At 39.1% G+C, this 14,454-nt stretch carries 15 protein-coding genes; 2 read left to right on the forward strand and 13 right to left on the reverse strand.

Features of this window, described 5'->3' with window-relative positions:
• Nucleotides 1-15 precede the first annotated feature (15 nt).
• Nucleotides 16-666, reverse strand: coding sequence for an SAG1386/EF1546 family surface-associated protein (locus tag H7T99_RS00440; protein ID WP_037600535.1), 651 nt, complete (start codon nt 664-666; stop codon nt 16-18).
• Between the two features lie 45 nt (nt 667-711).
• Here H7T99_RS00440 and H7T99_RS00445 point away from each other — a divergent pair, with 45 nt between their 5' ends.
• Nucleotides 712-909, forward strand: a complete 198-nt coding sequence (locus H7T99_RS00445; RefSeq protein ID WP_002890861.1) for a ferredoxin — start codon at nt 712-714, stop codon at nt 907-909.
• On the opposite strand, the gene H7T99_RS00450 is transcribed toward H7T99_RS00445, so the two are convergent.
• From H7T99_RS00450 to queG, 11 genes are all read right to left on the reverse strand, one after another.
• On the reverse strand, nt 893-1,393 hold the full coding sequence (locus H7T99_RS00450; RefSeq protein ID WP_002890860.1) for an EbsA family protein: 501 nt from the start codon (nt 1,391-1,393) through the stop codon (nt 893-895). The genes H7T99_RS00445 and H7T99_RS00450 overlap by 17 nt on opposite strands.
• 56 nt (nt 1,394-1,449) lie before the next feature.
• Nucleotides 1,450-2,673, reverse strand: coding sequence for a peptidase T (pepT, locus tag H7T99_RS00455; protein ID WP_037600532.1), 1,224 nt, complete (start codon nt 2,671-2,673; stop codon nt 1,450-1,452).
• A gap of 80 nt (nt 2,674-2,753) precedes the next feature.
• Nucleotides 2,754-4,880, reverse strand: a complete 2,127-nt coding sequence (locus H7T99_RS00460) for an N-acetylmuramoyl-L-alanine amidase (protein ID WP_037600529.1) — start codon at nt 4,878-4,880, stop codon at nt 2,754-2,756.
• Nucleotides 4,881-5,037: 157 nt separating this feature from the next.
• Nucleotides 5,038-5,595 carry a signal peptidase I gene (gene lepB / locus H7T99_RS00465; protein WP_037597744.1) on the reverse strand — a complete coding sequence of 186 codons (558 nt, stop codon included), beginning with the start codon at nt 5,593-5,595 and terminating at the stop codon, nt 5,038-5,040.
• Nucleotides 5,596-5,716: 121 nt separating this feature from the next.
• Nucleotides 5,717-6,946, reverse strand: a complete 1,230-nt coding sequence (locus H7T99_RS00470; RefSeq protein ID WP_037600526.1) for a tetratricopeptide repeat protein — start codon at nt 6,944-6,946, stop codon at nt 5,717-5,719.
• Nucleotides 6,936-8,114 (reverse strand): AI-2E family transporter, encoded by a 1,179-nt coding sequence (locus H7T99_RS00475; RefSeq protein WP_037600522.1) that lies wholly within the window; start codon nt 8,112-8,114, stop codon nt 6,936-6,938. Before H7T99_RS00475 ends, H7T99_RS00470 begins: the two co-directional genes overlap by 11 nt.
• Before the next feature lie 9 nt (nt 8,115-8,123).
• Nucleotides 8,124-8,606 carry an NUDIX hydrolase gene (locus H7T99_RS00480; protein ID WP_037597740.1) on the reverse strand — a complete coding sequence of 161 codons (483 nt, stop codon included), beginning with the start codon at nt 8,604-8,606 and terminating at the stop codon, nt 8,124-8,126.
• 154 nt (nt 8,607-8,760) lie between these two features.
• Complete coding sequence (ftsX, locus tag H7T99_RS00485) at nt 8,761-9,690, reverse strand: permease-like cell division protein FtsX (protein ID WP_037597738.1); 930 nt, start codon at nt 9,688-9,690, stop codon at nt 8,761-8,763.
• Complete coding sequence (gene ftsE, locus H7T99_RS00490; RefSeq protein ID WP_037600656.1) at nt 9,683-10,375, reverse strand: cell division ATP-binding protein FtsE; 693 nt, start codon at nt 10,373-10,375, stop codon at nt 9,683-9,685. The genes ftsX and ftsE overlap by 8 nt, the downstream gene beginning before the upstream one ends.
• An 86-nt stretch (nt 10,376-10,461) precedes the next feature.
• A protein-coding gene (gene prfB, locus H7T99_RS00495; protein WP_096833329.1) for a peptide chain release factor 2 occupies nt 10,462-11,560 on the reverse strand; the annotation gives its coding sequence in 2 pieces (ribosomal slippage) (nt 10,462-11,487 and nt 11,489-11,560; 1,098 coding nt in all).
• A gap of 51 nt (nt 11,561-11,611) precedes the next feature.
• Complete coding sequence (queG, locus tag H7T99_RS00500; RefSeq protein ID WP_037600519.1) at nt 11,612-12,730, reverse strand: tRNA epoxyqueuosine(34) reductase QueG; 1,119 nt, start codon at nt 12,728-12,730, stop codon at nt 11,612-11,614.
• Between the two features lie 93 nt (nt 12,731-12,823).
• On the opposite strand from queG, the gene H7T99_RS00505 reads away from it, so the two are divergent.
• Nucleotides 12,824-13,681 (forward strand): metallophosphoesterase, encoded by an 858-nt coding sequence (locus H7T99_RS00505; protein ID WP_037600516.1) that lies wholly within the window; start codon nt 12,824-12,826, stop codon nt 13,679-13,681.
• Nucleotides 13,682-13,704: 23 nt separating this feature from the next.
• Here the strand turns inward: H7T99_RS00505 and H7T99_RS00510 are convergent, their stop codons facing one another.
• A complete protein-coding gene (locus H7T99_RS00510) occupies nt 13,705-14,451 on the reverse strand; it encodes an NADPH-dependent oxidoreductase (protein ID WP_037600514.1) in 747 nt (248 codons plus the stop codon).
• Nucleotides 14,452-14,454: the final 3 nt, after the last annotated feature.

The following is a 14,454-nucleotide window of genomic DNA, read 5'->3' on the forward strand; positions in this document are numbered from 1 at the left end:
CCTTTGCTTTAAAAATTATTGAACGTTAACGACGTCACCTGGGTTAGCATACCAGTAACCACTTGTCATGTGATCAGGGTTAAGACGTTCCAATTCATCTACAGAAATACCTGCACGTGCGGCGATTGAACCAGCACCTTCACCAGATTGAACAACAATTGATGAACCATCTGCTGCTGCCGTAGCGCTTGATGGTGTTGTCTCAGCTGACTCAGTTGCATCTTCTTTTACTACATGTTTAGAAGAGCTTGATGCTTTAGTTGAAGATGATTTCTCTTTTGAAGATTTTTCTGTATTAGATTTGTCACTTTCCTCATCTTTATTTGAGTCTTTCTTGCTAGATGAAGATTTAACAACTTTGCTAGTTGATGATGAGTAGAATCCAGATGATTCCTTAGATTCCGCAGTTTTGTTTCCACCGACATTTGAAGTATAGAAAACAAAGAACAAAATACATACAACAATAACAAAGAATAATCCAAGCAAGACTGTCAAGAATGATGAATTAATGAAGCCGCCACCTTTTTCGCGTTTTTCATCAGAAGGAGTTACATCCTCTTCTTCTTCATAATCCTCAAACTCATCTTCATCGTCTAGAAAATCAGCGTCAACTACTTCTTCCAACTCTTCGTCAGAAACCTTATCTTCCCATGGTTTTTTACTCATGATATTCTCCTTGTAAAAACAATAAATCTATTTTAAAATAATACTATGAAAGTATCATTAATTCCAGAAAAATGTATCGCTTGTGGTTTGTGCCAAACCTACTCTCCCGTCTTCGATTATGATGACGAAGGTATTGTTAGATTCAGAGATAGCGACCAACTCAATCAAATTATTGAAAACACCCCTGAGACTTTGACTGCTGTCAAGTCTTGTCCCACTAAAGCCCTTATTTGCGAAGTTTAAGCTTGAGGGCTTTTTTTGATTCCTCATAAAAGGCAAAGTAATCAAAGTTAGTCATATGATCCAATAGCTCTACCTCACCTTTGAAATCAGGGTGAAGCGCTAAAGCATCTAAGAAATATTTCTTTGGCCACTTTCTCATATAAAACTGACGTTTTTTACCATTTTTAAAAATAAGACTCAAGCCAGTTTTAATAACTTCGACTTTTTCAATATCACTAATTTTCACTTTGCGTGGTTTAAAAATATTGAAAGAAACAATACGCAGAATCCCATGATCTTCAATAATAAAGTAACGATGGAAACCTAAACCAAACAAGGCAACGAAAATAGTGAAGAGCATCAAAATATGTGAGGGCACCGAGTACAACTCGAACAGAAGGGCCGCCGCAATAAAGATTGGCGTGATGGCTAAAGACCAGTAGATGATTAGCCAAGATAATTCAGGTTGCCAATGGTAACGATACTTGCCGAAAATTTTAATCATCTCAGCACCTCCATTACTTCTAATTTTACCATAAAATCAGTATTTAGCAAGTTCTATTAAGGTTTACTGACAATTCCAAGAATAACATCTACAGCTTTTTCCATTGTCTGCAAGGAAACAAACTCATATCGACCATGCATATTCTCGCCCCCAGCAAAAAGGTTTGGAGTTGGAATACCCATAAATGAAATCTTTGAACCATCTGTTCCACCACGAATGGGTTCAATAACTGGGCTAATATCCAATTCCTCCATAACTCCTTTAGCCAACTCAACAGGCGTCATATCTTTTTCAATAACCTGACGCATATTATAGTATTGATCTTTGAGTACCAAATCAACTCGTGTCTGACCATAAGTTTTATTCATTTCATCGGCAATCTTTTGGAAGGCTGCTTTACGATTTTCAAAAGACTCTTTTTCAAAATCACGGATGATATAAGATGCTTTTGCTTCTTCAACAGTACCTGTCATGGTTTGAAGATGGTTGAAACCTTGATAGCCATCTGTCAACTCAGGGCGTTCTTCTGCTGGTAACTGATTATGAAAATCAATTGCCAACTGCAAGGCATTAACCATTTGGTCTTTTGCTGTTCCAGGGTGAACATTACGTCCATGGAAGGTAAGTTCTGCTCCCGCAGCAGAGAAGGTTTCATACTGTAATTCACCCAATGGGCCACCATCAACTGTGTAGGCAAAATCAACATCAAAATCATTGACATCAAATTTATCTGCGCCAATTCCAATTTCTTCATCAGGACCAAAGCCTACACGAATCTCACAATGTCTGATTTCAGGATGAGCCTTCAAATAAGCCAAGGCTGTCATGATTTCTGCAATGCCAGACTTATCATCAGCTCCAAGAAGAGTGGTGCCATTTGTCGTAATAAGTGTCTGACCAACATAATTCTTGAGATTTGGAAAATCTGCTGGATCTAGGTTAAAACCTGAACTTCCAAGGGGTATGATACCTCCATCATAAGAGTCAATGACTTGAGGTGACACACCTTCTGCATTAAAATCAGCAGTATCCATATGTGAGATGAAACCAATCTTACGTGTTAATTGGTCATCGTTAGCCGGAAGGGTTGCCACTAGGTAACCATTACTTTCCAAATAATGGATGTTACTTAAACCTAGTTCTTCTAATTCTGGTTTTAGAACCTTCAAGGCAAAATCTACCTGGCTTTGTGTTGTTGGTGTTCTTGTCGCATTTTCATCACTACGTGTATTGATTTTAACATAACGTAAAAAACGCTCTAAGAGTAAATCGTAGCCCATAAGCACTCCTTTAGTTGTATTTAGTATTTACCTCAATTATAGCATAAAAACCCATCATATTGATGGGTTAACCGTATAACTTAAACTTTAGATTCTTTTTCGTAGTAAGACTTAATCCCTGCCACAATTGCGTTAGCTAAAGTCTCTTGATAAGCAGAGGTATTCAAGCGAGCGGCTTCTTGAGGATTTGACAAGAAGCCAAGTTCAAGGAGAACTGCTGGCGCCGTTGTTTCACGCAAGACTGCAAAGGTTTGACGTTTCACGCCCTGATTCTGAGCGCCAGTCGCATTAATAAGGCTGGACTGGATGGCATTGGCCAAAGTGTCACTCATGCTCAATCGCGTCGGATTAGCATGGTAGGTCGCATTAATACGTGATGGGTATTCTGCATAAGGTTGGTAATAATAAGTCTCGATTCCCTGTGCTGCTGAACTGCCTGAAGCATTGATGTGGATACTTACGAAGATATCTGATTCAGAGGCATTAGCTGCACGAGAGCGATCCGTCAAATCGACATAGGTATCGCTGGTACGTGTGGTCACAACTTGATAGCCTTCTGCTTCTAATTTGGCCTTAACTCGGCTTTGTATAGCCAAGGTCAAGCTCTTTTCAGAAATACCAAAGTACGAAGCTCCTGGATCATAGCCACCATGGCCAGCATCTAGATAGACAACCTTATTTAAAACATCGTAGTTTCCTCTTGATGCCGAACCGATTTTCTTAGGTGCTACCACATCAGCTGAGGTAGCGCCAAAGCCAATATTCTTACCAGAAGCATCAACAATATAGCCATGAACGATATACTTGCCTGAATTCCACTTGTGCTGACTGGCTGAAATAGTCACCTTGTAGGAACCATCCTCCTGCTTTGTAGTATTATGCCAAACAAGATCATCCTGACCATTTTGCTCAGACCAAACAGGTATTACCACACCTGAAATACCGCTTGAATTCGTCAGATTGGTGATAAGAACGTCAAAAGTTCCACGATTTTTATCATTATTGGCAATAGTCAATGTTCCTTGAGTTTTAGTGATATCAAGTGTCACTTGTTTGCCACCTAGGCCAATGAATTTACCATCATTGTCAACCAAATAGACATGAGAATTATAAAGGCCGCTATCTCCCTTATGATTGCTTGAGCGAACGGTTACCTTATAATCTCCATTAGCTTGCTTAGCTGCCTTGTACCAGATGATATCATCTTGACCATTCTTTTCTGACCAGGTTGGAACTAGAACTTCTTTGAAACCACGTGGCGCAATCAAGTTTGAGATAACAAGATCATAGCTACCAGTAGCATTGTTGAGAGCAGTGATGGCAAGGTCGGCTTTGGGATTTGGGCTCTCTACTCCTTCATTTTCTTGGACGGAGTTAGTCGTATTGCTCACTGCATCCCATTCATAAAGTTTATAGGCTTCAATTAAACGGATAAGTTTTCCGGGATAATTTGGATCTGTCGCATATCCTGCATTCTTCAGTTCCTGAGCCGCAATGCGATAATCTGTTTCATTCACAACTTTTCGATAATTGTCTTTTCGCCACTCGGTACTCGTGAAAAATTTTGCATGGTCTACTACACTATCATTCCATGAGGCATATTTTCGAAAAGCAGCATTGACTGTGATATAGTCACCATTAAGATATTCCTGTGTAGGTACAGTTACTATTTCTCCATGCCAGTCCTCTGAATCTTTAATGCCAAAAAGATTATTGTTGGGAACCTTAGCAAGTTCAGAGCTTCCCCAACCACTTTCTAGAATAGCTTGCGCTGCCGTGATAGATGGAAGGATTCCTTCCTTGGCTCCATCCATGGCTCCTTGCTTAATAGCACTAAGAAAATGACGTTGATTCTGGTCAATTTCGCTAATATCATCTGCCTCTTGATAAGAGCTTGTGCCCACAGAACTATTGGTTAAGACAGCTATTTTTGAAGAATCTTTCAGACTTGTTTGCTTCTCCTCTAATACCTCTTCACTTTGTAGATTCATTTGACTCATTGAATCATCGTGTACTCCTACTTCAGAATAGCTTGCCGTATGATTATCAGTACTTTCTTTCAAAGATTGAGAAGTATCAATTGACGACAACATCTCATCTGCTTTCGCCGAATGACCAGACATTCCTAAAAATAAGATTGTCAGCATGACACCGCACAATCCATAAGCTTTACTTTTCTTAAATCCAAAATGAAATCCTAATTGCATCTTAATTTCCTTCTCTACTTACAATTTCTGCTAATTCATTTTAAAACGATGAAACTATCAGTATCATAACGTCATAATATGAACCATCACCAATTTATTCGCAAAAAAAGCTAGAAACTTATCAAAAGTTCCTAGCTTTTTTAGTAGTATTGAAATATTAATCGACATCAACGAAACCAAAACGTGATAGAGGATACAATCTGAAAGAGATAACACCTTTAATTTGATCTTTGTCAATGAGACCAAACTTACGACTATCATCTGTATTACGACGATTATCGTTCAGTACAAGGTACTGCCCCTTTTCAATCTTAGTTTGTTTATTATCTGTCAATGTTGCAATGGAAAAATCATCAGTGAAGAAATTCCCAGGTGAAACTGTCGCCAAATAAGCTGATTTCCCCTTACTAATATAGGCTTCGTCAACTGACTTATCATTAACATAAAGAAAATCATCCATAGCTGTCACGCTCTTACCCTCATCAGCAATAACACGCCCAATGTATTCTTTACCATTAACTGTATAAAGAATAAAATCTTTTTTCTGAGGCTCAACATTTTTATTGAAAGTAACATAGTCACCAGCATGAATATAGTCATTAGCCTGACCTTCAGTCACACGGTGTGTTGAGAAGACAAAAGCTCTCAACAACAAAATCACTACAATGGCAAGAACTGCTATGATAATATTTCGAATTAAATCTCTCTTAACCATACTCACTCCTTATGGGTTCTAATAAAATCATAACATAAATAGAGAAATAAAAAAAGAGGGAGTGAGCAAGCTCAATGTATCTCTCCCTCTCTTAAAACCAATGATTAAAACGTTTCACAGCTTAATAGTCCTCAAAAAATGTTTGCATATTGACATCATCTGGAACTAAAGCAAGGTATTTTTCAGCCGTTGCACGCGCCTGATCCCTGTAACCAAATTCACGCAAAATATATGCATAATCATGGAGGAATTCAGGATTTTCAGATAAATCTTTAGCCAAATCTTGATAGATTTGAAAAGCTTCTTCTTCATCATCAAGTGCTTGGTAGGCCTTGGCAATGTTCCAACGAGCCAAAACAGAATCAACTTCATAATCGGCTAAAGCCACTAGATCCTCGTAACGTTCTTCTTCCAAATAGAGCGTACTTAAACGTAAGATAATCTCATCTTGGTCCTCAGCCAATGGCAAGGCTTGCTTCAAATAAGATTCAGCAGATTGAGTGTCATGCAACTCGTAGGATAACTGTGACGCTAGCAAAAGTAATTGAACATCAAAGGCATTTTTAGAAATCCCTTGTTGTGCCATTCGTAAAGCTTCTTCGGTTTTATGTTCTGCATGTAAGGACAAGGCGTAAATATACTCATAACCTTCGAAGTCAGAAGACATGGTTTCTATCTGCTTAAAGTAAAAATTAGCTTTTTGATACTCTTCTTGATCATAGAGCAAAGTGGCTAACTCAAAAGCAACGGTATCATCATACTCAATTTCAATAGCTTTTTCCAAAAATTCACGAGCAGCTTCAAACTTTCCAAGACTGGCATAAGCCTTACCAATGCGTTCATAAGTAGAAACGCCAGTCATCGCAAGAAGGTCACGATTATCTAATTTAGCATAGTAATGAATTGCTTGTTCAAAATTTCCAAGTTCAAACTCCATCTCAGCCAAACCAAAAATAATCAATGAGTCATCTGATAATTGACTTGCCTCCAACAACTTATCACGTGCCACATCAGTTAAGCCCTCCATTTGGTAGAGGTCAGCCTTTACAATTAAAGCAGACAAATAGTCGTCAGAGTCTTCAGGTATGGCATCCAAATAGAGAAAAGCCTCTTCAATATCACCATCTTCGGCAGCAATTTGTGCTAGATTGACATTAACCTCTGGAAAATCAAAGCGAACTTTTTCGTAAATTTCCTGTGCCTGTGGTAAGAAACCAATAGATTCCAAGTATTGGCCCAACTCAACAAGAACCTCTGCAGGGTCCTCTCGTAAAGCTTTTTTTAAATATTTGTCTGCGTGGTCTAAATCTTGGTTTCCAATAGAGGCAACCATTTTTTCACTATTTAACATCTTCTTTTTGTCCTTCATTTTCTAAATCATCTTGATAAAGATTACTTACAGAACGGTACCAATCAAAAATCTCTCTAACAACAACCTTGACAGAGGCATAAATTGGAATCCCTAATAAGACGCCCCAAACACCGTAAAGAGAACCTGCTGTCAAGAGAATGAACATAATGGTAATCGGGTGAATACTTAGTTTATTCCCCAAAACGAGTGGAGAAACAAAACGTCCCTCAATAGTTTGTTCAATGAAGAAAATGATGAGGACCTTGATCAACATAGCGGGTCCTTGCACCAGTCCCATGATTATAACTGGTACCATAGCAAGAAAGCTTCCCAGATAAGGAACCATATTTAGAAAACCTGCCATAATACCGAAAGTCATACCATATCGAAGACCTACAATCTTAAACATAATACAGAACATGATGGCAACAACAATAGCGACTGTAACCTGGCCTTGAACATACCCTTCGAGCTGACTATTAATATCTGAAAGCATACGAACAGTTGTTTCACGAAAGCGAGTTGGTAAGGCTGAGACAAAGCTATGTTTCATCTTTTGGCTATCTCTTAAAAGGTAGAAGAGAATGAAAGGTGCCAAAATGATAGCTACTGTCACCCTTGCTACTGTGCTCGCAAAAGATCCAACCCATGTCAAAGCCGATGAAGAAAAGTTCTCAGCATAATTGACCATTCTCGCTGAGAAATCACTAAGCATGGACTCTAAATCACCATGGAAGTTGGAAAGAATAGGGAGATTAATCCAACGTTCCGTTTCACTATTGGCACGTGCAATATATGATGGTGCATTTCGTATCAAGATCAAAATTTGATTTTGTAAGCTTGGAATGGCTGTTGAAATTCCCAAAACCAAGAGCAAGCCAAGGATAGCGTAGATGACCAAGATAGACATGGTTCGACTCAATCCCGTTCTTTCTACAAGTAGTACCAAAGGTTTTATTAAATAATAAAGGAGCATGGAAATAACCAATGGCAACATAATAATGGTCATAAACTGGATGACGGGTGAAAAAATAGGACTAATCTTGGTAAAAATCAAAACCGTCAAACCAATCAAAAGTAAGATGAAAAAAGCTACGACAGCCTGATTATTCAATATCCACTTAAAAAACCATGTTTCTGAAAAATTTTCTGTTTTTTTACGCTTCATAGTTCCTCCCTATTTATCATAAAATGTTACAGTTTTATCTACCAAGTTCTGGTTACGATCGTAGCTAAATTTTGCAGAGAAGAATGGTCGATCTTCAAGTATCCACTTAAAAATCTCATAGTCACCTTCCCAAGTTGGTTTAGATAAGACCTCATCATATGGTACCCATTCAAGCGTTCCTTCACGAGACTCCTCATCTGAGATGAGTTCTCCTTCAAAACCAGTTACCTTAAAGACATAGGTGTACCAATCATGACCAGGGGTAAATTCTGGAAAGGTAATCATACCTTTAAAATCCATCTCAGTCACTGTAAAATGTGTTTCCTCGAGAATTTCACGACGAGCACATTCATCTGGTGTCTCTCCAGCTTCTAGTTTTCCCCCGACAGAAATCCACTTTCCTTCATGAACATCATTAGGCTTTTTATTACGATGTAGGAGCAAAAGCTCCTTTCCATTGTCAATATAACAAATGGTAGCTAACTTTGTCATAATGCATCTCTTTTCCAATGTTTTTTAAATATTATACCAAATATGGGATTGGATTTGGGCTTTGAGCAGACGATTTTGAGATATAGTTGAAAATCTGCTTTTCTGAATCTCTCGACAAACAAAAAGAGAACCAAAATAGTTCTCCTTTAATCTCTTAGTATTTCAAATAACGGCGCATTGCCATACGTGACCCAATCGAACCGATAATAATACCGACTGCGAAGAGGGTTCCGATAACCGCATAGACAAACCACTCTGGATCATACAACGAAATACCACCTTTGACAAAATCTGGATTCAAAGATGAGTAAACCATGTGATACAAAAGATAAATGAGCCCAGAAGGAATGATAGCACCAAGTGCTCCAATCCAAGCACCTTCCATCAAGTAGGGACGACGAATATATGAATTCTTAGCACCTACCAAACGCATGATTTGAATTTCAGTCGCACGTGACATAATGGTAATACGGATGGTATTTGAAATCAATAGAACAGCCACAATAGTTAAGAGTGCTGTGGCAATGATTCCCCAAAATTGAACACGTTTCATAGTGGACATCAGAATTTCAGTATCTGAGCCACCAAAGTTAGCATTATCAACACCCTGAATGGCTTTTGCTTCCTTGGCAACTCGACTGACATCATCTGGTGATTTCGTTTGGACGATGTAAACATCTGAAAGAGGATTGGCATCTCCAGTAGCTGTCTCGAAACTTGACCCCATTGTTTCAATCAGTTGTTTCTTTTGTTCTTCTTTACTAGAGAAAGTAACCTTATCTACGCCTTTGATTTTGGTCAAAGCATCATAAATCTTATGGTAGTCTTTATTAGCAACAATCTGTCCAGAAAGTTCCTTGACTGTTTTCGAGGCATCTGATGAATCTGGATCCAAGTAGACATTGACCTGAATATTCTTTTCAATATCTGAAGCCAATTTCTGTGTATTTAAGATAACAGATCCAAAGACACCTAAAAGTGAAAGAACAATCATTACCGAAAATACTGCCGTAAGTGTCGACAATAGATTACGTTTGAGATTCTTAATCGATTCTCCTAAATGGCGGAAAAAGCGTCTAATCATGGTAACCGTACTCTCCTTCCTCTTCATCACGAACAATACGTCCTTCTTCAATCGCTACGACACGATGACGAAGGTTATTAACGATAGTTGAGTTATGGGTTGCCATTATAATGGTAGTCCCTTGCAAGTTAATACGTTCAAGGACTTGCATAATTTCCCATGAAATCTCTGGGTCCAAGTTCCCTGTTGGTTCATCCGCAATCAACACTTTTGGATTATTGACGATAGCACGCGCAATAGCGACACGTTGTTGCTCACCACCAGACAATTGATTTGGGAATGAACGCATCTTGTGTTTAAGACCAACCAACTCGAGAACCTCTGTCACCCGTTTCTTGATATGACGAGGTTTCTCACCAATAACTTCCATGGCATATGCAACGTTTTCAAAAGCAGTTTTCCTTGGAAGGAGTTTATAATCCTGGAAAACAACTCCAATAGAACGTCTCAAGAGTGGAACATCTTTTTTACGAAGTCGAGTTAAATCAAACTCTCCAACCTTCATAGAGCCACTCGTTAATTTTTCTTCTTGGTAGAACAAGCGAATTAAACTTGATTTACCAGCACCAGAAGGACCGACTAAGTAAACAAACTCCCCAGAGTTAACAGACAAATCAATGTGTCTAAGGGCTGTTGTTGACTTATCATACTTCTTAGTAACATCTTTTAATTCAATAAGAGCCATAATGTCAGTATTCAACTACTAAAATAGCTGAAGCCTTCCTTTCATTGAGATAGAGTATCTAAATACTTGAAAATAGTATATCGTTACTATTCTTCCATACGCCACTTGAGGTAGGCATCGATGAAGCCTTCAATATCCCCATCCATTACCTTATCAACCTGGGCAACTTCATAGCCTGTACGGTGATCTTTAACCATGGTATATGGCGTGAAAACGTATGAGCGAATTTGACTTCCCCAAGTGATTTCTTTCTTATCACCTTTCAAAGCATTCACTTCTTCTGCTTTCTTTTCTTGCTCCATTTGATAGAGCTTAGCTTGAAGCATCTTCATCGCACGGTCGCGGTTTCCGTATTGTGTACGGTCGACCGTTGAAGCTACAACAATACCTGTTGGAATGTGGGTCAAACGTACACCTGTAGATACTTTGTTGACGTTCTGACCACCAGCACCACCTGAGCGGAATGTATCCATCTTGATATCATCATCACGAATCTCAACTTCAATGGTATCATCCAATTCCGGCATGACTTCCACTGATGTAAATGAGGTATGACGACGTTTGGCAGAGTCAAATGGTGAAATACGAACCAAACGGTGGACACCCATTTCTGACTTGAGGAAACCATAAGCATTAGGTCCTTCAAAAGCAAGGGTTACAGATTTGATTCCAGCCTCATCACCCGCCTGATAATCCAAAGTTTCGACCTTGAAACCTTTGGCGTTTCCATAACGTTGGTACATACGGAGCAACATATCAGCCCAGTCTTGAGCTTCTGTACCACCAGAGCCTGGGTGAATTTCCAGGATGGCATTGTTATGGTCATATGGTTCAGACAAGAGCAATGTCATCTCGTAACTTGTCATAATCTTATCAAGTTTTTCGAGTGTTTCTTCAAGCTCTTCCTGAACACTATCATCTTCTTCCAACATTTCTAAATAAAGCTCTGTCTCATCAGAGAGTTCTTGCATATTGTTGAAAGTTTCGTATTTCATTTTGAGCTCATTTAACTCTTGTGAAGTCTTTTGAGCTGCAATATTATCATTCCAAAAATCTGGCTCAGTCATTCGGTTTTCGAGGAGCGCAATGTCCTCTTCCAAACGATCTAAGTCAAAGAGACCTCCCGAAGCTCACGAGCTTCTCTTGATTTTCAGAGATTTTTTGGCGAATTTCTGCCACTTCCATGGATAGGTTCCTCCATTTTATAGTATTATGCTTAATTCTAGCATAAATCACTTAAATTTGCCATTTTGCACACACAAGCTCCCACTCCGCTTGGGATTCTTCATCCTTAGGTGACAGTTCCCTCATGTAATCTAACATAGCCTCATCGGGTTTCTTAACAATCTCACCGAGAGCCCAAATGGCAGTCGCTGTATGGATGGGATTATTATTCTTATCAATTATCTCCATCAGTTTGACAATAGCATTTCGATCATGTAGGTTAGCCAAGGCAATAATAGCATTACGTTGAAGGATATTCTTCCCGCGCCATGAACCGGCAATCATCCCAAATTTCTCCTTGAAAGATTTGTTGGTCAGCTCAAGAAAAGGAAGTAATTCGGGCATGGCAAGCTCAGGATCAATGTCCGAAGCCAGCGGATTATCGATACCTCTGTTATATGGACAGGAAATCTGACAAATGTCACAACCATAGATAACAGTCTTTATCTTCTTTCGAAACTCCATATCCATCATGCCTTTATCCTGTGTTTGAAAGGATAGGCAACGACGAGCATTCATAGTCCCATCGCCAATGAGACAAGATGTCGGACAGGCATCCAAACAACGACGACAATCCCCACAACCATAATCAACTTCTTGGTCTGGTTCAATCTCTAGATTAGTGATAAGCTCGCCAAGATACATGTAGGACCCGTATTCTTTCGAAATAACTAGTCCATTCTTTCCGATAAAGCCAATACCAGCTCGCTTGGCCACTGCTGTATCGACCAAGGCTCCAGTATCCACCATACCTTTATATTCGAAGTTTTCCGTCAGTTTTTCAATGCCTTCTGCCAGGCGTCTTAGTTTGTCCTGCAAAACATAGTGATAATCTAGACCCCATGAATTTGGAGTGATTTTACCACGCTTATATTCTGTTTTTTGGGGTTGTTGTGGCAGCTTATGCGGATAGGCAACTGCAATGGAAATGATGGTTTTAGCTGATTCCAAGGTCAACTTAGGATAAATACGCTCTTCAATATTTTTATGTTCAAAGCCTGTTGTTCGCCCTTCTTCGACACCAAGTCGAAGGGATTTTTCCAGATAGGCGAAATCATCGGCGGTAGTAAAACCAATTTTTGAAATGCCAATCTCCTTGGCCATCTTTTGTATTTCTAATTTGATATCCATATTCTTATCATAATGAAATTGTAGTCTAAGGGCAAGTATTTTCCACCATCTTCATTTACAGACAAGCCTTAACCTTTTTGTTACAATGTTTCTATGACGAGACTTGCAGTAATGAGTGATTTACATATTGATATAAATCACTTTGAAACATATGAAATTGATACTCTTATAAAGTGCCTAAAAAATCAAGAGGTTAGCCATCTCCATATCGCTGGTGATATTTCTAACCATTATTTTATCGACACAAAACCTTTTCTACGAAAACTGTCTAAGGAGGTCAAGGTCACCTATAATTTAGGCAATCATGATATGCTTGATTTAGAAGATAACCTTATTGATAATCTTGATTTTCAGGTGATAAATTTAGGTAGTAAGACATTATTGGCTTTTCATGGCTGGTATGATTATTCCTATTCAGATGAAACGTTAGATAAGATTCTTAAACGTAAGAAACAACTTTGGTTCGACCGACGACTTAAACGATTGGGGACTGATCCGGATATCTGTCAAACTAGTCTTAAAAGGCTAGATAATGTCTTAAGTGAGTTAGACACTAGTAACCTTATAGTTGCCATGCATTTTGTTCCTCACAGCCGCTTTACCATGACGCATCAACGTTTTGCACCTTTTAATGCCTACTTAGGCTCGGAAAAATTCCACCAGATTTTCGCCAAGCATGGCGTTAAAGATGTTGTTTTTGGTCATGCCCACCGCAGTTATGGGACGGTAACTATTGATGGCGTAACCTATCACTCGCGTCCTCTTGGATACCGACGAGAATGGGATTTAACCATCAACTTTGTTTCCAATCACCCTGAACTCAATCCTACTGGAACATGGAACCTCTCCAAACGTTACAACCTAGTCAAGAAACGGTCGGAGTTTTTAGAATATGAAAAAAAGGAACTGGCAAATGAGTTCCTTTCATCCATGACACTATTTGATTTGTAGAACGACTCTTTAGGAGTCGTTTTTTAGTCGGTGAAAAATCCCTGCTTTTGAAGGTCCTTCAAGGTATTCGCACGATTGGCAACGGATTGATCCATTGTCTTTGCAATCTGTGTTGTAAATTCATCAACTCTGTTATTGAGATCACGAAGGTCATAATATTCATGAACTTCAGCGTCGTAATCTTTTAGCTCCTCTAAGGGATGTTCTAAGTCCCGATAATAATTTTCCATATGGATGACGTGACGGGGTAAACGAGGTTTAAGCTGCGGTTCTTGATTTGGCCAACCAACTGCTAATCCTACTGCTGGATAGACATACTTTGGAAGTTTGAGAAGCTCTGAAAGTTTAGCGTTATCATTCAAGATACTGCCAAGGTAAACTGTTCCCATACCTAAACTCTCAGCAGCTACTACCATATTTTGAGCAGCTATCATAGCATCCGAGAAGGCCGAAATAAAGCGTTCAGGACTACCTTGGACCAAGGCTTTAGCGCCTTTTGCCTCTGCAATCAGTGTGTTACGTCTTTGGTCCACAACAAATACAAAAAGATGCCCAGCATTTGGAATATAAGGCTGGTTGGCAATCTCTGCAATTTCTTTCTTCAATGTTTCATCAGTAATACTGATAATCGAATAGGACTGTCTAAAATTACTCGTTGCTGTATGTCTTGCAACATCAACCAAAAGGTTAACTTCTTCTCGTGTCAAAGCTAGAGGTTTAAATTGACGGATGCTACGGTGATTGAGTTGTGCCTTAATAGTCTCGTTCATGGC

The organism is Streptococcus sp. 17.1 (assembly GCF_016648655.1).
GTDB classification, from domain to species: domain Bacteria; phylum Bacillota; class Bacilli; order Lactobacillales; family Streptococcaceae; genus Streptococcus; species Streptococcus salivarius_E.